16 protein-coding genes are annotated in these 21,556 nt (G+C 71.9%); 8 read left to right on the top strand and 8 right to left on the bottom strand.

The features are described 5' to 3' along the window. Positions 1 to 105 precede the first annotated feature (105 nt). Entirely contained in the window at positions 106 to 1,305 is a 1,200-nt protein-coding gene (locus ACXAHD_RS23225) for an ABC transporter substrate-binding protein (RefSeq protein WP_281551863.1), read from the bottom strand. A 465-nt stretch (positions 1,306 to 1,770) separates the two neighbouring features. On the opposite strand from ACXAHD_RS23225, the gene ACXAHD_RS23220 reads away from it, so the two are divergent. The 4 genes from ACXAHD_RS23220 to ACXAHD_RS23205 all read left to right on the top strand — a co-directional run bounded on the left by ACXAHD_RS23220 (position 1,771) and on the right by ACXAHD_RS23205 (position 6,488). Beyond that, positions 1,771 to 5,022, top strand: coding sequence for a sensor histidine kinase (locus ACXAHD_RS23220; RefSeq protein WP_289211384.1), 3,252 nt, complete (start codon positions 1,771 to 1,773; stop codon positions 5,020 to 5,022). Next, a complete protein-coding gene (locus tag ACXAHD_RS23215; protein WP_123606103.1) occupies positions 5,019 to 5,432 on the top strand; it encodes a roadblock/LC7 domain-containing protein in 414 nt (137 codons plus the stop codon). Before ACXAHD_RS23220 ends, ACXAHD_RS23215 begins: the two co-directional genes overlap by 4 nt. 80 nt (positions 5,433 to 5,512) lie before the next feature. After that, a complete protein-coding gene (locus ACXAHD_RS23210) occupies positions 5,513 to 5,884 on the top strand; it encodes a DUF742 domain-containing protein (RefSeq protein WP_123606102.1) in 372 nt (123 codons plus the stop codon). Further along, positions 5,865 to 6,488 (top strand): GTP-binding protein, encoded by a 624-nt coding sequence (locus tag ACXAHD_RS23205; protein WP_281551861.1) that lies wholly within the window; start codon positions 5,865 to 5,867, stop codon positions 6,486 to 6,488. Before ACXAHD_RS23210 ends, ACXAHD_RS23205 begins: the two co-directional genes overlap by 20 nt. 91 nt (positions 6,489 to 6,579) lie before the next feature. Here the strand turns inward: ACXAHD_RS23205 and ACXAHD_RS23200 are convergent, their stop codons facing one another. The 5 genes from ACXAHD_RS23200 to ACXAHD_RS23180 are packed head-to-tail and all read right to left on the bottom strand — an operon-like array spanning position 6,580 to position 14,216. Further along, a complete protein-coding gene (locus ACXAHD_RS23200; protein WP_281551860.1) occupies positions 6,580 to 7,668 on the bottom strand; it encodes a uroporphyrinogen-III synthase in 1,089 nt (362 codons plus the stop codon). Further along, a complete protein-coding gene (gene nirD, locus ACXAHD_RS23195; RefSeq protein ID WP_475053165.1) occupies positions 7,668 to 8,030 on the bottom strand; it encodes a nitrite reductase small subunit NirD in 363 nt (120 codons plus the stop codon). Before nirD ends, ACXAHD_RS23200 begins: the two co-directional genes overlap by 1 nt. Then, positions 8,027 to 10,618: a nitrite reductase large subunit NirB gene (gene nirB, locus ACXAHD_RS23190; RefSeq protein ID WP_475053163.1), complete on the bottom strand. Its 2,592-nt coding sequence runs from the start codon at positions 10,616 to 10,618 to the stop codon at positions 8,027 to 8,029. Before nirB ends, nirD begins: the two co-directional genes overlap by 4 nt. Next, on the bottom strand, positions 10,615 to 12,072 hold the full coding sequence (locus ACXAHD_RS23185; RefSeq protein WP_281551858.1) for an FAD-dependent oxidoreductase: 1,458 nt from the start codon (positions 12,070 to 12,072) through the stop codon (positions 10,615 to 10,617). Before ACXAHD_RS23185 ends, nirB begins: the two co-directional genes overlap by 4 nt. Beyond that, the gene (locus ACXAHD_RS23180; RefSeq protein ID WP_475053160.1) at positions 12,069 to 14,216 is read right to left on the bottom strand and encodes a molybdopterin oxidoreductase family protein; all 2,148 of its coding nucleotides are present in this window, start codon (positions 14,214 to 14,216) and stop codon (positions 12,069 to 12,071) included. Before ACXAHD_RS23180 ends, ACXAHD_RS23185 begins: the two co-directional genes overlap by 4 nt. A gap of 422 nt (positions 14,217 to 14,638) precedes the next feature. Between ACXAHD_RS23180 and rplM the strand changes: the two genes are divergently transcribed. From rplM to glmM, 3 genes are all read left to right on the top strand, one after another. Next, on the top strand, positions 14,639 to 15,082 hold the full coding sequence (gene rplM, locus ACXAHD_RS23175; protein WP_123606095.1) for a 50S ribosomal protein L13: 444 nt from the start codon (positions 14,639 to 14,641) through the stop codon (positions 15,080 to 15,082). A gap of 20 nt (positions 15,083 to 15,102) precedes the next feature. Beyond that, on the top strand, positions 15,103 to 15,585 hold the full coding sequence (gene rpsI / locus ACXAHD_RS23170) for a 30S ribosomal protein S9 (RefSeq protein ID WP_281551856.1): 483 nt from the start codon (positions 15,103 to 15,105) through the stop codon (positions 15,583 to 15,585). 209 nt (positions 15,586 to 15,794) lie between these two features. Continuing rightward, positions 15,795 to 17,159 carry a phosphoglucosamine mutase gene (gene glmM, locus ACXAHD_RS23165; protein WP_281555727.1) on the top strand — a complete coding sequence of 455 codons (1,365 nt, stop codon included), beginning with the start codon at positions 15,795 to 15,797 and terminating at the stop codon, positions 17,157 to 17,159. A gap of 28 nt (positions 17,160 to 17,187) precedes the next feature. Here glmM and ACXAHD_RS23160 read toward each other — a convergent pair whose 3' ends face one another. Beyond that, positions 17,188 to 18,396 carry a pyridoxal phosphate-dependent aminotransferase gene (locus ACXAHD_RS23160; protein WP_289211381.1) on the bottom strand — a complete coding sequence of 403 codons (1,209 nt, stop codon included), beginning with the start codon at positions 18,394 to 18,396 and terminating at the stop codon, positions 17,188 to 17,190. 151 nt (positions 18,397 to 18,547) lie between these two features. On the opposite strand from ACXAHD_RS23160, the gene glmS reads away from it, so the two are divergent. Further along, the gene (gene glmS / locus ACXAHD_RS23155) at positions 18,548 to 20,488 is read left to right on the top strand and encodes a glutamine--fructose-6-phosphate transaminase (isomerizing) (protein ID WP_289211380.1); all 1,941 of its coding nucleotides are present in this window, start codon (positions 18,548 to 18,550) and stop codon (positions 20,486 to 20,488) included. Here the strand turns inward: glmS and ACXAHD_RS23150 are convergent. Then, on the bottom strand, positions 20,475 to 21,556 hold a 1,082-nt coding region (locus ACXAHD_RS23150; protein ID WP_475053155.1), incomplete at its 5' end, for an alpha/beta hydrolase. The two genes, glmS and ACXAHD_RS23150, sit on opposite strands and share 14 nt — an antisense overlap.

Below are 21,556 nucleotides of genomic sequence, written 5' to 3'. Positions count from 1 at the left end.
CCCTCTCTTGCCCCTCCCCCCATTCCTCCTCCCTCCTTCGTTTTCCTTCCTCTTCCTTCTTTCCCCCTCCCTCCCCCCCCCCGAGACCGGACCGTGCCGGGGTCGTCAGCTGGCCAGTCGCCAGCGGCCACCCCGGGAGACCAGCATGGTCAGTGCCTGGGGCATCAGTCCAGAGTGGTTGTCCGGAGTCATCCGGATCGGCCCGGACAGCCCGTCGAACTGGGTGGTTTCCAGCACCTCACGGATGGCCTCCCGGTCGACGTCGCCGTCGCCGGTCGACCTGGCCACCGCGTCGGCGATCAGCTGGACCGCGTCGGCCGCGAACGAAGAGAACCCGTAGTAGCTGCCGAACCTGGCCGTGTAGTCGCGGAACCACTGCTTGCGGGCTGCCTTCGCCGGGGTGTTGGCGATCACGTCGTCGATCACCATGGTCTGGGTGAAGACCAGATTGACGCCCTTGGTGCCGGTGGCCGAGCCACCGGACAGGAACAGGTCCCCGGCAGCGGCGGCGTCGAAGAACAGGGGGCCCGGGTAGTCGGCCTGCGCGGCGCTGTCCGCCGCCAGCGCCGCCTGCTCGGCCGAGGTCCAGACCAGCAGCGCGCCCGGATTCTCGCCGGTCACCGGCTGCGCCAGGGTGGCGACGGCCTGGCTCACGTCGGTGTCCGTGGTACGCACCTGCTCGGTGCCGACCAGGTTGATACCAAGCTTGTCCAGTTCGGCGGTGATCACCCGCAGACCGTCCCGGCCGTACTCGTCGTCGGTGTGCAGCAGACTGGCCCGCCTGATGTTGCGGCGGCGCAGCTCGTTGGCGACTGCGGCGGCGCTGTCCGCCGCGTTTGGGCCGAGCTTGAACAGATAGCGACGCTCAGTGACCGGGGTGGCGACCGCGGTGGCCGGGGCCAGCGAGATCGTCGGCACCCGCTTGTCGTTGATCGTCCGGGCGGCGCCGACCGCGCAGTCACTGCAACTGCCCATGACGATCGCGGTCACCGCGGAGTCGCCGGTGAAGTCGCCGATGTTGCGCAGCGACTCGCTCGGGTCGGAACGGTTGTCCCGGACGTCCAGCCGGATCGTCCGGTTGCCCAGCAGACCCGATTCGTTGATCTGCTCGACCTTCAGCTCGAGGGCTCGTTGGAAGCCCTTGCCGACGGTCGCGGCGGCACCGGACAGTTCCAGGTCGGCGGCGATGACGATCTCGCCGCCGTCCTCGGCGGCCGAGTCGCTGGCGAACTGGCAGCCGGTGAGCGAAGAGGCCAGCAATGTGGATGCGAGCGCCGTGAGTAGGGCGGAACGGGTGGGCCTCAAGTCAGTCCTCCAGGTACGCGGCGGATGCGCACCCGGTCGGTGGGCGGCGGCGCGGCTGAGCACGTCCTCAGTAGAAGTCGCGCCGGCGGCATGCCGTACGGTGTGCGCGGAGCCTGCAAACTTGGGAAACCATGCCAATGGGCGGCGTTCTGGTCAAGCGCGCCGGTCGGGGCGTTTCCGGGACTGTCGTCCCACATGTTGGCAACGAGTACATGTTGCGAGCGTTGACTTTGGCGGGACAACTGACGGTGGAAGTTCTATCCGCGCTGATCAGGGCGGTGTGATGAAGATACTCTCCGGTAGTACTAGGGTGATTACAGGTCGTCCGACCGATTCCTGCCCCACTGAGGCTTCCCAAGCGGGTCCACTTCTGATGAAATCGCGGCCGTGCCGCATGCGGCGCTCACCGCTGCAGCAGGCATCGGTCGGCAGTCCGCGTGTGGAGATAGCGACGGAGGCGATGTCGTGAGGACCGGACCGACGACCCTGCCCGACAACGGCCCGCGGAAGCGCCGCGCGCCATTGCGTTGGGTGCCGCGACTGAGGGATGCGCGGATCAGGTCCAAACTGGCCCTGATCCTGGTCGTTCCGCTGGCCGCGGTCGCCGCTCTGGCCACGGTACGGCTGGTCGACGTGGGACAGGGCGCAATCGACGCACGGATGGTGCGGTCGATGGCCGAACTCTCCGTCGACGTCTCGGCCCTGGCTCAGGACGTCCACAAGGAGCGGATGGCTGCGGTGACCTTCCTCGCCGCCCGCGACGCCGACGCCGAGGCCTACAACATCAGGGTGCGCAGCACCGACGAGCGGATCGCGGCGTACGCCGCCGAACGCGACCGGGTCGGGAACGTGCCGGAGGCGGTCGAGCGGCAGCTGGTCGCCATCGACGACCACCTGGACACCTTGAACGCCACCCGTCAGGAGGTGCTCGACCGGCGGCAGATGCCGGTGCCGGAGGCGGTGCTGCGGTACGGCGTCATCCTGTCTGACCTGGCCTCCTACGGTGAGGTGCTCGGTCAGGTCTCCGGCGACGGCGAGGTGCCGGACAGTCTGCGTGCCGTCTCCGCCTTCGCCCGGGCCAAGCTGGCCACGGCCGAGGAGGAGGCGATCGTCTTCGCGGCGCTGTCCACCGGCCGGCTGGACGAGGAGCAGTTCTCGTCGTACCTGGCGACGTTGACCAGCCAGCAGGAGGCTCTGCTGTCGTTCTCGCTGGCTGCGTCGCCGTGGGAGCAGGAGCTGGTCGACAGCAGCGTCACCGGTGACGCCGTCTTCCTAGCCGACCGGGTCGCCACCGAGATCACCCGCTCGGTCGGCCAGCAGGCTCCGCTGAGCGCGGCGGAGGCCGCCCGGGCCATGGGCGCGGTCAACGACCTGATGCGGTGGGCAGAGATCCAGCTGGAGAGCCGGCTGCTCGAACGGGCCACCCAGGTCAGCACCAACGTCACCCGGCAGGCGATCATCGAGTCGATCGCGGTCCTGATCGCCCTGGTGCTGGCAATCGCCCTCGCGGTGGTCCTGGCCCGCTCGTTGAACGACTCGCTGCGACGGCTGCGGGAAGGCGCCATGTCGGTGGCCAGCCGGGACCTGCCGGAGGCGGTGGCCAAGCTCCGCGACGTCAACGACCTCAACGACCGGGGTCCGGAGGAGATTGTCCGCAACCTACGTGACCCGATCCGCCTGCCCAACCGCGACGAGGTCGGCCAGGTCGGACAGGCGTTCAACGTGGTGCACCGGGAGGCGGTCCGGATCGCGGCCGAGCAGGCGGCACTGCGGGCGAGCGTGTCGGCGATGTTCCTCTCCCTGGCCCGTCGGAGCCAGACGCTGGTCGACCGGATGATCGGCGAGCTTGACGCGATCGAGCGCGGCGAGGAGGACCCGAAGCGGCTCGCCCAGCTGTTCCAGCTCGACCACCTCGCCACCCGGATGCGCCGCAACGACGAGAACCTGCTGGTCCTGGCCGGTGCCGACTCGACGGCGCCACGCCGCGAGGACGCGTTGCTGGTTGACGCGATGCGGGCCGCGCAGTCCGAGGTCGAGCTCTACAACCGGATCGAGTTCGGCACCGTCGACACTGACATCCTGATCTCCGCGCATGCGGTCAACGACGTGGTACGTCTCGTCGCCGAGTTGCTCGACAACGCGACCCGGTTCTCGCCGCCGACCACGACTGTCGTCGCCGACGCTCGGCGGCTGCGCGACTACGTGCTGGTCCAGGTGGAGGACCGCGGCCTGGGTCTGTCCGAGGAGCAGTTGGACAATCTCAACCGCAGGCTCGCCGAGTCGTCCGCGGTCGACGTCTCAGCCTTCCGGCTGATGGGTCTCGCCGTGGTCAGCCGGCTGGCCGGCCGGTACGGCATCCGGGTCGAGCTGCGGCCCAACCCGGAGGGCGGCACCATCGCCCAGGCCACGCTGCCGAGCAGCATCCTGGTACTGCCGCAGCGCACCCGGGAGCCGGTGGTGACGCGGGGACGCCCGGCCATGGCGGCCGAGCCGATCTCCGCCGCGCCCACGTCGGGCGGGACCTGGTCGCCGATCTCGAGTCCGCCGGCTGCGGCGCCCGGCCGTACGGCGACCCTCACCGACCAGTGGCAGAACGCCCGGTCGTCACAGTGGAACGCGGTGGCCGGTGCTCCTACCGCCGCCTTCCCGGTGACCACCGGTGGGCAGTCGACGCCGGTCTCCGCCGCCCCGATCTCAGCGTCGCCGATGTCCGGCTCTCCGATGTCCGGCTCTCCGATGTCCGGCTCTCCGATGTCCGGGCCGCCAGCGGCTCCGGCCGTCGGCCCGGCCGCGCCGACGTACAACCCGGGGCTGCCGGCGTACCGTCCGGCGGCATCCGCCGCCCCGCCCGCCGCGGCACCGCCGGTGGCCAACGTCGGTACGCCGACGGTGGCCTACCCGACGGTGCGACCGACGGGTACCGTCGGCTACCCGGACCAGTCGGTCATCCCGGCCACCATGCACCCGATGGCGCCGGCGGTACGCACCGGCGGCCAGCTGCCGCATGGCCCGATGGCTGGCGGCTCCGCCGGCGGCGGAGCGCCCGCAGCGGCCGCCAACTCCGCAGCGGCCGCCAAGCCCGGTGCCCGGCCCGAGGACGCCGCCGAGATGCCCATCTTCCGGGAGATGGAGGCGGTCTGGTTCCGGTCACACGGCTCGGCCGAGACCACCGTCCTGCCGCTGCCGACCGCCGGTCGTCCGCCTGCTGCCGGTGCGCCCGCACCGGCGTACCCGCCGGCACCCGCTCCGACCAGGACACCGCTGCCGGCCCGCAACCCGGGACAGTCGACTCCACAGCCGACGGCGTACTCTGCCCCGGTGCAGCCGAACGCCGCACCACCACCCCCGGCCGCGCCACCGGCGCCCGCACCGTCCACTCCGGCCGGCGCGGCGACGTCGGCGCTGGGTGCCATCCCCCGGCAACGGACGGGCGACTCCGGCAGTTGGCGTACCGCCGCTGACGAGGGCTGGGCCCGGGCCAGCCAGGCAGCTGAGCCGGCGACCGCCGGCACCACCCGCTCTGGTCTGCCGAAGCGCCAGCCCCAGGCACAGCTGGTGCCGGGTGGCGTGGAGGCAAAGCAGGGCCGCGAGCCGACCCGGCGGACCCCGGACGAGGTCCGTGGCCTGCTGTCGGCATATCACCGTGGCGTGCAACGCGGCCGGACCGTCGGCAGCGAGCAGTACCGCGCCACCTCAACCAAGGAGACCAGCGAATGAACAGGCCAGCAGCTATTCAGGACATGGGTTGGCTGCTCAGCAACTTTGCCGACAGCGTGGCGGGGATCGCCCACGTCGTGGCTGTCTCGGCAGACGGACTGCTGCTCGCCTCCTCGCGTGACCTGCCGGCGGACCGGGCCGACCAGTTGGCGGCGATCACCTCCGGTGTGGTCAGCCTCACTGACGGGGCGTCGCGGATGTTCAGCGCGGGCGGGGTGCTGCAGACGGTGATCGAGATGGACAGCGGGTACCTGTTCCTGATGTCCATCAGTGACGGATCGTCGATGGCGGTGCTCGCCGCCCGTAGCTGCGACGTCGGTCAGGTCGGGTACGAGATGGCATTGCTGGTCGAGCGGGTCGGAGCCGCGCTGGTCCCGGCACCACGGGAGGCCGTGGGCGGCCGACCCTGATCCGAGGCTGAAGTTCCGCAGCGACACAAGGGACCGTCACCGATGACGTGCCAGCAGACCCACGAGGAGGTGACCGCTCAATGGGCCAACCACGACAGGACCCGCGCGGAGCGCTGGTCCGTCCCTATGCGGTCACCCGCGGGCGTACCGAGCCACGGCAGCACATCGCGCTGGAAGCGGTGCTGGTGGCCTCGGCGGCAGCGGTCACCGAGTCTCGTTTCGCCGGGCACGACAAGCATCGAATCGCAACGATCTGCGACAACCGTGCCCAGTCACTGGCGGAGATCGCCGCGTACACCCGGCTTCCACTGGGCGTCGCACGGGTCCTCGTCGCCGACATGGTCGCCGACGGCCTGCTGGCGTTGCACAGCACCGCTCCGACCGAAACAGAGGGCTACGAGGAGCGGATGGAACTTCTTGAGAGGGTGCTAAGTGGACTTCGCAGGCTATGACCGTCCCGGTTTCCGCCAGGACAAGGGGATCACCTCGGCGAAGATCGTCATCGCCGGTGGATTCGGGGTCGGCAAGACCACCATGGTCGGCGCGGTCTCCGAGATCACGCCGCTGACCACCGAGGCGCTGATGACCTCGGCCGGTGTCGGCATCGACGATCCGTCAAAGGTCCCCGGCAAGGAGACCACCACGGTGGCGATGGACTTCGGCCGGATCACCATGGCCGACGACCTGATCCTCTACCTGTTCGGCACACCCGGACAGACCCGGTTCTGGTTCATGTGGGACGAGATCATCCGCGGTGCGGTCGGTGCCGCGGTCCTGGTGGACACCCGCCGGATCACCGACGCCTTCGCCCCGCTGGACTACTTCGAGAACCGGCAGCTGCCGTACCTCGTGGCGTTGAACTGCTTCGACGGCGCGGCACAGTACGAGCCGGAGGAGGTGCGGGAGGCGCTGGCCATCGCGCCGCACGTGCCGCTGGTGATGTGCGACGCCCGCAGCCGGGACTCGACGAAGAATGTCTTGGTCAATGTCGTCGAACACGCCATGGCGACGCTGCGCGCCGAGCACGGCCGGGGGTATCCGACCCCGGTCGGCTGACCTGTACGGCAACGGCCGGCGGCGCAGCGCGCCGCCGGCCGGCGCGGCCTCCGCCGGTCGGCAGTTTCCGCTGTCGGCCGGCTCGGCTGCCTCAGTCGATCGGCAGCCGATAGCCGCGTTTGACCACGGTCTGGACCACCCCGGGCGCGCCCAGCCCGGCCCGGAGCCGGGCCACCGCCATCTCGACGGCGTGCTCGTCGGCACCTCGGGGCAGGGTGCGCAGCAGCGCGGCCCGGGACAGCACCCGTCCCGGGGTCTGCGCCAACGCACGCAGCACCGCCATCGGCGCCGGCGCCAACGGACGCAGCTCACCGTCGATGACTGCGGCGTGTCCGCGCAGGGTGAGCAGGTGTCCGCCGACCTTCAGGTTGACCGCCCGGCGGGGCAGTTCGTCGACGATCGTCCGGACCAGCGCCCCGAGCCGGGCGCGAGCCGGTGCGGTCACCGGCACTCCGTGCCGGCGCAGCGGCGCCGCGGTGACCGGCCCGACGCAGGCGGCCAGCACGTCGGTCCGCATCGCCTCGAGCACCGCGTCGGCGTTTGGCCCGGCGGCGCGCAGCAGCGCTCCGACCGCTGGCGCGGAGGTGAAGGTGACCGCGTCGACGAGCCGGCTGGCGACCAGATCGACCAGCCGGTGCAGCGGTGCCGGGTCGGACGGTGGTGCCCACCGGTACACCGGCACCTCGATCACGGTGGCGCCGGCCGCCTCGAGCGCCGCCGAACACTCCGGTTGCCGTTCCCCGTGTAGCTGCATCGCGATCACCTGACCGGCCACGCCGCGGGCCCGCAGATGGTCGGTCACTTCGTCACAGCTCTCCGACGCGGGCGACCACTGGTCGTGCAGGCCGGCGGCGCGGATCGCGCCCCGGGCCTTGGGACCGCGGGCCACGATGTAGGCGCCGCCGAGCACCGCCCGCAGCGGCTCGGCCAAGCCCCACCCTTCCGCGGCCTCCAGCCAGCCACGCATGCCGATGCCGGTGTTGGCGATCAGCACGTCCGGCGGACTGTCCAGGCAGGCCCGGGTGGACGCGCGCAGCTCGGTGTCGTCGGCGAGTGGCACGATCCGCAGCGCCGGGGCGAGCACCACCCGGGCACCCCGCCGCTCCAGCAACGCGGCCAACTCGTCGCGCCGCCGGTCGGCGGTGACCCCGATGGTGAACCCGGACAGCTCGTCGGACATCACTGGTCCTGCCGCCGGCCGAGCACCTCGATCAGCCCGTCTCGACAGCGCACCCGGTAGGTCGGCACGGCGACGCCCGGCAGGTCCAGACACTCGCCGGTACGCAGGTCGTAGACCTGCTTGTGCAGTGGTGACGCCACGGTCGGGAGGTCCCCTCGGGTGCCGACGATGCCCCGGGACATGACGTGGGCACCGGCCACCGGGTCCTGGTTGCCGATCGCGTACAACGTCCCGTCGTAGGTCCGGAAGACTGCCACCTGCTCGCCGTCGACCAGTGCGGCCACGCCCCGCTCCGGCTCCACTCGGGAGTAGGGGCACACCGGTGTCCATCGGGCGGTGACGTTGACTGTCTGCACACTCATCGGCGTACCTCCAGGGTTGTCGGGAGACCGAGCGCGACGGGCCGGCGCTCGCCCAGGGCCGGCACCGGCTGGCCCCGCTCGACCTCGAAGGTGATCGACGGGTCCGGGGTGTCGGGCGCGTTGACGAAGGAGGCGAAGCGGCCCAGCCGCTCCGGGTCGTCGATCGTGTCCCGCCACTCGTCCGAGTAGGACTCGACGTGCCGGGCCATCGCCTCGTCCAGCTCGGCCGCCAGCCCGAGCGAGTCGTCGACGATCACCGATCGCAGGTGGTCCAGGCCGCCGTCCATGGCCTCGATCCAGGCTGCGGTGCGTTGCAGCCGGTCGGCGGTGCGGATGTAGAACATCAGGAACCGGTCGATGGTGCGGACGAGGTCGTCGGTGGACAGATCGCTGGCGAACAGGTCGGCGTGCCGGGGCCGGAAACCGCCGTTGCCGCCGACGTAGAGGTTCCAGCCGACGTCGGTCGCGATGATGCCGAAGTCCTTGCTGCGGGCCTCGGCGCACTCCCGGGCGCAGCCGGAGACCGCAGACTTGATCTTGTGGGGGGCACGCAGACCCCGGTAACGCAGCTCCAGGGCGACCGCCAGGCCGACCGAGTCCTGCACCCCGTAGCGGCACCAGGTGGAGCCGACACAGGACTTCACCGTCCGCAGCGCCTTGCCGTAGGCGTGGCCGGACTCGAAGCCGGCGTCGACCAGCCGCCGCCAGATCTTCGGCAACTGCTCCACCCGGGCGCCGAACAGGTCGATCCGCTGCCCGCCGGTGATCTTGGTGTAGAGGTTGAAGTCCCGGGCTACCTCGCCGATGACGATCAGCTTCTCCGGGGTGATCTCCCCACCGGGGATCCGCGGCACCACCGAGTAGGTGCCGTCGCGCTGGATGTTGGCCAGGAAGTGGTCGTTGGTGTCCTGCAGGGTGGCCTGTTCGCCGTCGAGCACGTAGCCGTTGCCCAGCGAGGCGAGGATCGAGGCGACCACCGGCTTGCAGATGTCGCAGCCCCGCCCCCGCCCGTGTTCGGCGACCAGCTGGGAGAAGGTCCGGATGCCGCGTACCCGGACGATGTCGAACAGCTCCTGGCGGCTGTGGTCGAAGTGTTCGCACAGTGCGGTCGACTGGGCCACCCCGGCGACGGACAGCAACTGCTTGAGCATCGGTACGCAGGACCCGCAGCTGGTGCCGGCCCGGGTGCACGCCTTGATCCCGGCGACGTCGGTGCAACCGTCGCCGATCGCGCCGAGGATCTGATCCTTGGTGACCGCGTTGCAGGAGCAGACCTGGGCGCTGCCGGGCAGCGTGTCGATGCCGGCGCCGCCAGCGGCCCCGTCGGAGCCGGCCGGGGCGAGCAGCGCCAGCGGCGGGCCCGGCAGCGGCCCGCCGACGCTGGCCCGCAGCGTCGGGTACGCCGTCGCGTCGCCGACCAGCACCCCGCCGAGCAGGGTCCGCGCGTCGTCGGAGAGCACCAGCTTGGCGTAGACGCGGGTGGCCGGGTCGGTGAAGGTGACGTCCAGGCAGTCGGGGGTGGCACCGTGCGCGTCGCCGAACGACGCCACGTCCACCCCGAGCAGTTTGAGCTTCGTGGAGGTGTCCGCGCCGGGGAAGGCGGCGGTGCCGCCGAGCAGCCGGTCGGCGACCACCTCGGCCATCGCGTAGCCGGGGGCGACCAGGCCGTAGCAGCGGCCCGGTTCGCCGTCGACGCTGACCGCGGCGCATTCACCGACCGCCCAGATGTGCGGGTCGCTGGTCCGGCAGGTGGCGTCGACGGTCACCCCGCCGCGTTCGCCGACGGCCAGCCCGGCGGCGCGGGCCAGGTCGTCGCGGGGCCGGATGCCGGCGGCCACCACCACCAGGTCGGACCGCAGTTCGGTGCCGTCGGTGAGGGCCACGCCGTGCGGCGTACCGTCCGGTCCGGTGCGGATCGCCGACGTCGCGGTCCCCAGGTGTACCTCGACGCCGAGGTCCTCGACGTAGCGGCGCAGCATCGCCCCGCCGGCCTCGTCGATCTGGACCGGCATCAGCCGGGGCGCGAACTCCACCACGTGGGTACGCAGACCGAGCAGCCGCAGTGCGTTGGCGGCCTCCAGGCCGAGCAGTCCGCCGCCGATCACCGTGCCGACCCGCCGGCCGGCGGCCGGATCGGTGGCGAAGTCGCGGATGGCGACCAGGTCGTCCAGCGTGCGGTAGACGAACACCCCGTCGCGCAGGCCGCCGACGGTCCCGCCACCGGTACCGGGGTCGGCAGGTCGGTGGGCGCCGTCGATCGGCGGGACGAACGGGTACGAGCCGGTGGCCAGCACCAGCGCGTCGTAGCCGTACTCGCGGTGGTCGGTGACGACCACCCGGCGGTCCCGGTCGATGCGCCGGGCCGGCTCGGCCAGCCGCAGGTCCACCCCGTCGTCCGGGGTGTGCACGCTCAACTCGTCCGGCCCGACACCGTCGAAGAAGGCCGACAACCGGACCCGGTCGTACGCCGGCCGCGACTCCTCGGCGAGCACCGTGACCTGCCATCCACCGTCGGTGTCCCGGGACCGGACCGCTTCGACCAGGCGCTGCCCGACCATGCCGTTGCCGATGACGACCAACCGGTTCATGCTGGTACCTCCACGTCGGAATCCACAGATGAGAGCCAGTCGACGATGCCGGTGACCGCGTCGGTGCAGCTGCCGCAGCCGGTGGTGGCCCGGGTGGCGGCGACCATTTCGGCGACCGACCGGGCCCCGGCGCGCCAGCAGCGGACCAGCGCTCCCTTGCTGACCGTGTTGCACTGGCAGACGGTCGCCGCGTCCGGCATCAGGGCCGGGCTGGTCGCCGGGGCCGCGACGGTGCCGCCGACCGCCCGGCCGAGCAGCAGCGCCCGCCGGTCGGTCGGCACCGGACCACCCCGGTCGAACAGCTGGATGACGGTGCCGACGGCCGGGTTGTCGCCGAGCATGATCGCCCCGGTCAGCCGGTCGTCGCGGATCAGCAGCCGCGCGTACGTGCCCCGGGCCGGGTCGGCGAAGCTGAGCTCCTCGGTCTGCCCGTCGGCGCCCGGCCGGGTGTCGCCCATCGCGGCGAGGTCGATGCCGGCGGCCTTGAGTCGGGTCACCGTCGGCAGTGGCCGGTAGCGGGCACCCGGGTCGTCGCCGGCCAGCACCCGGGCCAGCACCCGGGCCTGTTCCCAGGCGGGGGCGACCAGCCCGGTGACGACGCCGTCGTGTTCGGCGCAGTCCCCGATCGCCCAGATCCGTGGGTCGCTGGTGGCCATCCGGTCGTCGACCATCACACCGCGCCCGACCCGTAGCCCGGCCCGGCGGGCCAGGTCGGTGTCCGGCCGGACCCCGCAGGCCAGCACCAGCAGGTCGGCGTCCAGCTCCCGGCCGTCGCCGAGCCGCAGCCGTACCCCGTCGGTGGTGGCGGTGACCGACTCGGCGGCGGCGGCCAGCTCGGTGCCGACGCCGAGGCCGGCCAGGGTACGGGCGAGCACCGCGCTGGCGGTGGCGTCGAGTTGGCGCTCCATCAGCTGACCGACCTTGTGTACCACCCGTACGTCCAGTCCACGTGCGGCGAGCCCACGGGCGGCCTCCAGGCCGAGCAGGCCGCCGCCGAGCACCAGCGCGGTGCGGGCACCGGCTGCGGCGGCGAGGATCCGCCGGCAGTCGTCCAGGGTCCGGAACAGCGCGACGCGCTCCGGCAGCCCTGCCGGGCTGTCGGCACCGGTCAGGCCGGGCAGGTCGGGGACCACAGCCCGGCTGCCGGTGGCGAGCACCAGGTGGTCGTACTCGGTGGCGGTGCCGTCGGCGGTGCGCACCGTCCGGGTGGCCGGCTCGATCGCGGTCACCGCCAACCCGGCCCGCACGTCGATGCCGTGCCCGGCGGCCTCGGTGAGCGTCACGTCCAGCTCGTCGGCCCGGCCGGCGAGCAGGTTCGACAGCATGATCCGGTTGTACGCCCGGTGCCGCTCCGCCCCGTACACGGTGATCTTGTAATCCCCACGCCGGGCGTGCAGCTCGGCGGTGAGCCGGGCACCGGCCATGCCGTGGCCGACGATGACGATACGGTTCACGCTCGCTCCACCCTGACCGCACAGATCTTGAACTCGGGCATCCGGGACGTCGGGTCCAACGCGTCGTTGGTCACCGAGTTGATCCGGGCCGCACCACCCCAGTGGAACGGGGCGAACACGGTGTCCGGGCGGATCGACTCGGTCAGTCGGGCCGGGGCGCGCATCTCGCCGCGCCGGCTGGTCACCCGGACCGGCTCGCCGTCGGCGACGCCGAGCCGGGCGGCCAGGTCCGGGTGCAGCTCCACGAAGGCCTCCGGCGCGGCGCCGCGCAGCGGCGCGATCCGGCGGGTCTGTGCACCTGACTGGTACTGGGCCAGCACCCGGCCGGTGGTCAGGTAGAGCGGATAGTCGGCGCAGACCTCCTCGGCGGCGGCCCGGTGCTCCACCGGCACGAACCGGGCCCGCCCGTCCGGGGTGGCGAACCGTTCGGTGAACATCCGCGGGGTGTCCGGTCGGTCCGGGTCCGGGCAGGGCCAGAAGACCCCGTCGGAGGCGTCGATCCGCTCCCAGCTGACCCCGGCGTAGTCGGCGACGCCACCGGCCGAGGCCCGGCGCAGTTCGGTGAAGACCTCGGCGGGGTCGGCCGGGAACTGCCCGGCCGGGCAGCCGAGCCGCTGCGCGAGGTCGGCCAGGACGGCCAGGTCGGTGCGGGCACCGGGCGGGGGTGGCCGCAGCGCGTGCCGGCGCAGCACCCGTCCCTCCAGGTTGGTCATCGTGCCGTCCTCTTCGGCCCACTGGGCGGTGGGCAGTACCACGTCGGCCATCGCCGCCGTCTCGGACAGCACGAAGTCGGCGACGACCAGCAGGTCCAGATCGGCCAGTCGGCGCTGGACCCGGCCGGCGCGGGGTGCGGATACCACCGGGTTGGAGCCGAAGACCAGCAACGCCTTCGGCCCGGCCGGGGTGCCGAGCGCGTCCAGCAGTTCGTACGCGGAAACCCCCGGCCCGGGCAGGTCCGCCGGGTCGACGCCCCACACCCCGGCCACGTGCGCCCGCGCCGCCGGGTCGTCGATGCGTCGGTAGCCGGGCAGCTGGTCGGCCTTCTGGCCGTGCTCCCGGCCGCCCTGACCGTTGCCCTGGCCGGTCAGGCAGCCGTAACCGGAGCCGGTCCGGCCGGGCAACCCGAGGGCGAGCGCCAGGTTGACGTAGGCGCTGACCGTGTCGACTCCCTTGGCGTGCTGTTCGGCGCCGCGCGCGGTGAGGATGACGACCTTGGCGGGCGGGGCGTCGGTCGCGCGGCGGTCGCCGCCGGCCAGAGCGCGCGCCGCCGCCTCCAGATCGGCGATCGGCACGCCGGTGATCCGTTCCACCCGGGCCGGCCAGTAGCCGGCGACGGTGGCCCGGACAGTGTCGAAGCCGGTGGTCCGCTCGGCGACGTAGGTGTGGTCCACCCAGCCCTCCCGCACCGCGACGTGCAGCAGCGCGTTGGCCACCGCGAGGTCGGTGCCGGGGGTGGGTTGCAGGTGCAGGTCGGCCAGGCGGGCGGTGGCCGTGCGGCGCGGGTCGATCACGATCAGCGTGCCGCCGCGCTGTTTCATCTCGGTCAGGTAGCGGGCGAACGGCGGCATCGTCTCGGCCACGTTCGCGCCGACCAGCAGCAGGGTGTCGGCGGTGCCGACGTCGGCCATCGGGAACGGCAGGCCACGGTCGACGCCGAAGGCCCGGATCCCGGCGGCGGCCGCCGAGGACATGCAGAATCGGCCGTTGTAGTCGATGTTGCGGGTGCGCAGCGCGACCCGGGCGAACTTGCCCAGCGCGTACGCCTTCTCGTTGGTGAGGCCGCCGCCGCCGAACATCGCGACCGCGTCGCGGCCGTGCCGTTGCTGGATCCGCCGGACACCGTCGACGATCCGGGTCAGGGCCTCGTCCCAGCTGGCCGGCCGCAGTTCGGTGCCGGGTCGGTCGCGGACCAGCGGGGTGGTCAGCCGCTGCGGGTGGTCGAGCAGTTCCGCAGCGGTCCAGCCCTTTTGACAGAGCCCGCCCTGGTTGGTGGGAAACTGCCGGGGCAGCACCTGCACACCGCCGTCGGTCGTGGCACGCAGTCGCATCCCGCACTGCAGTGCGCAGTACGGGCAGTGGGTGGCCACGGTCCGGTCGGCGGATTCGCCGGTCGGACCGATGGTCAACTGCACGCTGCCTGGCATGTGCGAAGCGTGCCGGGGGGCGATTTCGCCGCGACGTCCCGATTGTTTCCAGCCTGCTAAGAGCAGCTCACACGGGCTGTTGTCAGAGGGTTAGCCGGCCCACTTGGTGGGACCTCCGGCGTACCGGTGCCGACCAGCCGTTTTGACCGGCGTGCCGGGCAGCGGGTATCGTCGCCTGCTGTTGTGCGACAATCGAGGGGCGTCCCTCGCCAGACCCGTCACCGTCTCAGGTCACCGTCCGTGGATGCAGCTCACCGTCTGCGGGAGGCCCCGTCCGATGGTGCCAGGTCAGCCGGGGTATGCTTGTCGTTCGCGCGCGCGTTCTCTGCCAGGTCGCCCCGGTTCCGGGTCGCCCCGACGGCCCGCGCGTTACCTGACGACCGACGCGCGACCCCAGACCGACGACGAGACAAGGTAGACCTGTGCGTACGTACAGCCCGAAGCCGGGTGAGATCGAGCGTCAGTGGCATGTGATCGACGCCTCTGACGTCGTGCTGGGCCGCCTGGCCACCCACGCCGCCACGCTGCTGCGCGGCAAGCACAAGCCGACTTTCGCGCCGCATGTCGACACCGGTGACTTCGTCATCGTCGTCAACGCCGGCAAGGTGGCGTTGACCGGCAACAAGCGGCACACCAAGGTGGCCTACCGGCACTCCGGTTACCCCGGCGGGCTGAAGCAGGTCGGCTACGACGAGCTGCTGGCCAAGCGCCCCGAGCGGGCGATCGAGCTGGCCGTCAAGGGCATGCTCCCGCACAACAAGCTCGGTGCCAAGCTGATCCGCAAGCTCAAGGTCTACGCCGGCGCCGAGCACCCGCACGGTGCTCAGCAGCCGGTGCCGTTCGAGATCAAGCAGATCGCGCAGTGAGCGCGGGCGAAGGAACCAGCATGACCGACACCACCGAGGCCAGCCCGGTCGCCGTTGCCGACATCGAGCCGGCCCCCGCCGTGACGCCCGCGCCAGTGGTGCGTACGCCGCGCGGCGAGCGCCCGATCCAGACCGTCGGGCGGCGCAAGGAAGCCATCGTCCGGGTGCGGATCGTCCCCGGCTCCGGCAAGATCACCTGCAACGGTCGCGAGCTCGAGGAGTACTTCCCGAGCAAGGTGCACCAGCAGTTGATCCGGGAGCCGCTGGTGACGGCCGAGAAGGCCGAGGCGTTCGACGTGATCGCCAACCTGCGCGGCGGCGGCATCACCGGCCAGGCCGGTGCGCTGCGGCTGGGCATCGCACGGGCGCTGTGCGCCAACGACGGCGACGACCGCCCGGCGCTGAAGAAGGCAGGTTTCCTCACCCGCGACGACCGGGTCAAGGAAAGCAAGAAGTACGGCCTGAAGAAGGCCCGCAAGGCCCCGCAGTACTCGAAGCGCTAGTCCGACACGGCTGAACGGGCGGCCGGGACACCTCCTTCGTGGGGTTTCTCGGCCGTCCGTGCTTTTTTGTCTAGTTGATGCGGATTCTTTCGTTCATCGGCAGTATCTTCATCGGTTGCCGGCTCGCTCGCCATCGCAGCGGGCGGATCCATACCCCCGACGGGGAGGCGGAGCGGCACCGTTAGCGGGACCATCGGAGGATGACTGGTATGGCGCGGCTGTTCGGCACCGATGGCGTACGCGGGCGGGCCAACGCCGATCTCACCCCGGAGTTGGCGCTGGCGGTCGCGGTGGCCGCCGCGCACACCCTGGCCGAGCGGGATCCGAGCCGCCAGCCGCTGGCCGTGGTCGGCCGCGATCCACGGGCCAGCGGCGAGATGCTGGAGGCCGCCGTGGTGGCCGGGCTGACCAGCGCCGGCGCGAACGTGCTACGGGTCGGCGTGTTGCCGACCCCCGGCGTCGCGTTCCTGGTCGGCGAGACCAAGGCCGACTTCGGGGTGATGCTCTCCGCGTCGCACAACCCGATGCCGGACAACGGCATCAAGCTGTTCGCCGCCGGTGGGCACAAACTGCCGGACGACCTCGAGATGAAGATCGAGGCCGCGATCGGCGCGGCGATCGAGGGCGACGGGTCCACCGGCCGACGGCGGCCCACCGGGGCCGGTATCGGTCGGGTGAGTGATCTGCTGGACGGGGCCGAGCACTACGTCGGTCATCTGGTCGGCACGGTCAACCACCGGCTCGACGGGCTGCGGGTGGTGGTCGACTGCGCCAACGGCGCGGCGGCCGAGGTCGGCCCGGTCGCCTACCGGGAGGCCGGCGCGGAGGTCATCGCGATCAACGCCGAGCCGAACGGGCTCAACATCAACGACGGTTGCGGGTCGACCCACCTCGACGTGGTCCGGGCCGCCGTCCTCGAACACGGCGCCGACCTGGGGCTGGCCCACGATGGCGACGCCGACCGGTGCCTGGCGGTGACCGCCGACGGTACCGAGGTGGACGGCGACGAGATCATGGCGATCCTGGCGCTGGCCATGCGCGACGCTGGCACGTTGACCGCCGACACCCTGGTGGCCACGGTGATGAGCAACCTCGGTCTGCGGCTGGCCATGTCCCGGGAGGGCATCAAGCTGGTCGAGACCAAGGTCGGCGACCGGTACGTGCTGGAGGAGCTGCGGGCCAGCGGGCTTGCACTGGGCGGCGAGCAGAGTGGGCACATCGTGATGCCCAGCTACGCCACCACCGGGGACGGGGTGCTCACCGGACTACAGCTGATGTCCCGGATGGCGGCCACCGGATCTTCGTTGGCCGGCCTGGCGGCCGCCGTCACCAAGCTGCCCCAGGTGCTGGTCAACGTACCGGTCGGCGACCGGGCCGCCGGCGCCGGCGACCCGGCGGTACGGGCGGCTGCCGAGCGGGCCGAGGCCGAGCTGGGCGGCACCGGTCGGGTGCTGCTGCGACCGTCCGGCACCGAGCCGCTGGTCCGGGTGATGGTCGAGGCGGCGACGGTGGAGACTGCCCGTTCGGTCGCCGAGCGGATCGCCGCAGCCGTCCGAGCAGCCAGCCCGGCCTGACTCCGCCCCGGTCCGCCGGCCCGCCTGATCAGCCAGCCGGTCGCAGGCCGGCCAGTCGTCGGCTCGCTTCGGCGAGGACCTCGGGACGTTTGCAGAAGGCGAACCGCACCAGCAGCCGGCCGGCGTCCGGCTCGTCGTAGAACACCTGGGTCGGTACGGCGACCACTCCGCAGCGTTCCGGTAGGGACAGGCAGAATTCGATTCCGTCGGTGTCGCCCAGTGCGCTGATGTCGGCGGTGGCGAAGTAGGTGCCCTCCGGCACCAGCACCCGGAATCCGGCCTCGGACAGCCCGGCCACCAGTTGGTCGCGCTGCGCCTGCAGGTTCTGCCGAAGCCCGGTGAAGTAGCTGTCCGGCAGGTCCAGCGCCACCGCGACGGCCGGCTGCAGCGGCCCGCCGTTGACGTAGGTGAGGAACTGCTTGACCCGTGCGATGGCGGTGACCAACGCGGCCGGCCCACTGACCCAGCCGATCTTCCAGCCCGTACAGGAGAAGGTCTTGCCGGCCGACGAGACGCGCAACGTCCGGTCTCGCATCCCGGGCAGGGTGGCGAGCGGGACGTGCGGGGTGTCGGCGTCGGTGAAGACGAGGTGCTCGTACACCTCGTCGGTGACCGCCCAGATGTCGTGCTCCTGGCAGATCGCGGCGATCGCGGTGAGCTCGGCGACGGTGAAGACCTTGCCGGTCGGGTTGTGCGGGGAGTTGAGCAGCACCAGGCGGGTCTGCGGCCCGACTGCGGCGCGCAGCGCGGCGGGGTCGAAGGCGTACCGGCCGTCCCCGTCGGGACGTAGGGTGACCGGCCGGCGTACCGCTCCGGCGAGCGCGATCGCGGCCGCGTACGAGTCGTAGTAGGGCTCGAAGCAGACCACTTCGTCGCCCGGCTCGCACAGGGCGAGGATGGCGGCGGTGATCGCCTCTGTCGCGCCAGCGGTGATCAGGACCTCGGTCTCCGGGTCGTAGTCGAGACCCCAGAAGCGCTGCTGGTTGCGGGCGACGGCGGTGCGCAGCGCCGGGATGCCGGGACCGGGCGGGTACTGGTTGTGGCCGCTGCGCAGCGCCTCGGTGGCGGCGGTCAGCATCACGGTGGGCCCTTCGGTGTCCGGGAAGCCCTGGCCGAGGTTGACCGCGTCGGTGCGGACGGCAAGAGCGGACATCTCGGCGAAAATCGTCGTGCCGAACGGGCGCATGCGGCGGACCAGGGGGTCGATGTCGGCGGGGGCGCCGGGGGAGGTGACCACCTCGCCACTTTATGCGGTCCATCGAAACAGATGACGGCACCCGTACCTTGCGCCCATAAGGCGGGTTTGGTCGGTTACTGCTCAGCGTGCTTGATTGATTGCTGGGGTTATGCGCACAGCCGATGAGCGATCGTGGGCTAGGCTACGACCCATGTGTGGAATCGTGGGGTACGTCGGCACGCGGCCGGCGCTGGGCATCGTGCTGGACGGGCTCCGGCGGCTCGAATACCGGGGCTACGACTCGGCCGGCGTGGCGATCGTCTGTGACGACGAACTGCGCACCGAGAAGCGGGCCGGCAAACTCGCCAACCTGGAGAAGGCGCTCGGCGACGAGCGGTTCGGCACCGCCACGGCCGGTGACACCACGCCGGTCGACGGCTCCGGCTGCCCGGCCCCGATCGGCATCGGCGACGGCACCGCCGGAATCGGCCACACCCGGTGGGCCACCCATGGCGGACCGACCGACCGCAACGCCCACCCGCACGTGTCCCGGGACGGCCGGGTCGCGGTGATTCACAACGGGATCATCGAGAACTTCGCCAAGCTGGTCGCCGAGCTCGAAGCCGACGGGGTCGAGTTCGTCAGCGACACCGACACCGAATGCGCCGCCCACCTGCTCGCCGCCGCGCTGGCCGACCTGCGGGCCGCCGGCGAGCCGGAGGGGCCGCGGCTGCTGGCCGCCGCGATGCGTCGGGTGTGTCAACGCCTCGAAGGCGCGTTCACCCTGCTCGCGGTCGACGCCAGCATCCCGGACGCGGTGGTCGGAGCGCGGCGCAACTCCCCGCTGGTGGTCGGTCGCGGCCCAGGCGAGCACTACCTGGCCAGCGACGTCTCCGCGTTCATCGAGCACACCCGCGACGCCGTCGAGCTCGGTCAGGACCAGGTCGTCCTGATCACCCCGGACAGCATCGAGATCACCGACTTCTCCGGCGCGCCGGCGCTCGGCCGCGACTTCCATATCGACTGGGACGCCTCCGCCGCCGAGAAGGGCGGCTACGACTACTTCATGCTCAAGGAGATCGCCGAGCAGCCGCAGGCGGTCGCCGACACGCTGCTCGGCCGGCTCACCGAGACCGGCGAGATCATGCTGGACGAGGTCCGCCTTACCGACCAGGACCTGCGCGACGCCGACAAGATCTTCATCGTCGCCTGCGGTACGGCGTACCACTCCGGCATGGTCGCCAAGTACGCCATCGAACACTGGACCCGGATCCCGTGCGAGGTGGAGCTGGCCAGCGAGTTCCGCTACCGGGACCCGGTGCTGGACCGGTCCACCCTGGTGGTGGCGATCTCCCAGTCCGGCGAGACGATGGACACCCTGATGGCGCTGCGCCACGCCAAGGAGCAGAAGGCCAGGGTGCTGGCGATCTGCAACACCAACGGTTCCACCATTCCGCGCGAGTCCGACGCGGTGCTCTACACCCACAGCGGCCCGGAGATCGCGGTCGCCTCCACCAAGGCGTTCCTCACCCAGTTGGTGGCCTGCTACCTGATCGGCCTGCACCTGGCCCAGGTGCGCGGCATCAAGTACGCCGACGAGGTGGCCGCCGTGGTCAGCCAGCTGCAGGAGATGCCGGACAAGCTGCGGCAGGTGCTGGACTCGATGGAGCCGGTCCGCCAGCTCGCCCGGGACCTCGCCACCGCCAACCAGGTGCTGTTCATCGGCCGGCACGTCGGCTACCCGGTCGCCCTCGAGGGCGCGCTCAAGCTCAAGGAGCTCGCCTACATGCACGCCGAGGGCTTCGCCGCCGGCGAGCTCAAGCACGGCCCGATCGCGCTGATCGACCAGGGCACCCCGGTGGTCTGTGTGGTCCCCTCACCGGCCGGCCGGGGCATGCTGCACGACAAGATCGTGTCAAACATTCAGGAGGTACGGGCCCGGGGTGCCCGGACCGTGGTGATCGCCGAGGAGGGGGACACCGCCGTGGCGCCGTACGCCGACGACCTGATCTACGTACCGCGCACCCCGACGCTGCTGGCCCCGCTGCTGACCACGGTGCCGCTGCAGGTGCTCGCCTGCGAGATCGCCGCCGCCCGGGGGCACGACGTCGACCAGCCCCGGAACCTGGCGAAGTCGGTCACCGTGGAGTGACCGCCACGCCCGTGCCGGGCCGGCTGCCAGCCGGGTGGTCGGCGCCGAGCACGATCCGGGCCATCGAGTCCAACGCCGGATTGTCCCCGGCCCAGTAGCCCAGATGCCCGGACGCGTCACCGGTGAAGACCCGGGCGCCGAAGTCCTCGCCGCTCGGGTCCTCGCCGTGCCACAGCCGGTCGCCCGGCCACAGCTGCGGCCAGGTCGCCCGGCGGATGACATCGTTGTCTGCGGTGGTGGCCCACACCCGGTCGGCCGGCACCGCCAACTCGTCCACCCGGTCCACCCCCACCCCGGGCGAACCGACGAAGATCAGGTCGTCGGCGGCCAGGCCGGGTGCCCGCGCCGCCGTACCCACCACCAGCGAGCCGTAGCTGTGGCCGAGCACCGTCAGCCCGCCCGGGTCGCCGACGCGGTTGACGTCCAGACCATCCTGGAACCGGCGCAGGTCGGCGGCCCCGGCCCGCGCCGGGGCGGTGCTGGCCGCCTCGTCGACGAACGCCGGTGCCGCGTAGTCCAGCCACAACACGGCGGCGGTCGACTCCTGTGGAGCCAACTGCTGACAACGTTGCAGCACCTGCTCGGTGCGGGCCAACTCGCCGCCGACCCGGTCGAGACCGCTGCCCATCCCCGGGACGTGGGTCAGCACGCGTCGGGCCTGATCGGGATCGCCCAGCGCGAGGATCACCCGGCCGGTCGAGGCGGGAGCCGACGGATCACCCGGCCGGCCGGCGCCGCCGTCCAGCGCCAGCAGGTAGGCCCGAGGGCCGGACGCGGACGTGAGCCGGTCGTCGACCGTGTCCAGGCCGTCGATCAGCCGGTCCAGCCGGCGCAACCGCGGCACCGCCGTCGGGTCCGTGCTGTCCAGCAGCGCCGCCCGTTCGGCCAGCAACGCCGCCCGCTGCCGACCCAGCAGCAGCCGGTTCGCCTGGTCCCGAGCAGCCGCCGGCAGACCGTCCCACCGGCCGACCCGGGCCGGCTCGTGCCGGATCAGCCAGCGTCGCTGCGCATCGTCCAGCCCGGCCCACCAGGCCCGCACCGCAGCCGGCGCGGCCGACGGCGGTGGGC

It is taken from the genome of Micromonospora sp. ABR4_055 (genome assembly GCF_056160425.1).
The sequence above is the reverse complement of the archived record's forward strand: the minus strand, read 5'-3'. Positions and strand labels throughout refer to the sequence as shown.

Coding starts and splice junctions, on each gene's coding strand:
- rpsI (WP_281551856.1), top strand. CDS start 15,103: ATGACCGACACCACCGAGGCCAGCCCGGTCGCCGTTGCCGACATCGAG.
- ACXAHD_RS23180 (WP_475053160.1), bottom strand. CDS start 14,216: ATGCCAGGCAGCGTGCAGTTGACCATCGGTCCGACCGGCGAATCCGCC.
- ACXAHD_RS23215 (WP_123606103.1), top strand. CDS start 5,019: ATGAACAGGCCAGCAGCTATTCAGGACATGGGTTGGCTGCTCAGCAAC.
- glmS (WP_289211380.1), top strand. CDS start 18,548: ATGTGTGGAATCGTGGGGTACGTCGGCACGCGGCCGGCGCTGGGCATC.
- ACXAHD_RS23210 (WP_123606102.1), top strand. CDS start 5,513: ATGGGCCAACCACGACAGGACCCGCGCGGAGCGCTGGTCCGTCCCTAT.
- glmM (WP_281555727.1), top strand. CDS start 15,795: ATGGCGCGGCTGTTCGGCACCGATGGCGTACGCGGGCGGGCCAACGCC.
- nirB (WP_475053163.1), bottom strand. CDS start 10,618: ATGAACCGGTTGGTCGTCATCGGCAACGGCATGGTCGGGCAGCGCCTG.
- nirD (WP_475053165.1), bottom strand. CDS start 8,030: ATGAGTGTGCAGACAGTCAACGTCACCGCCCGATGGACACCGGTGTGC.
- ACXAHD_RS23200 (WP_281551860.1), bottom strand. CDS start 7,668: ATGTCCGACGAGCTGTCCGGGTTCACCATCGGGGTCACCGCCGACCGG.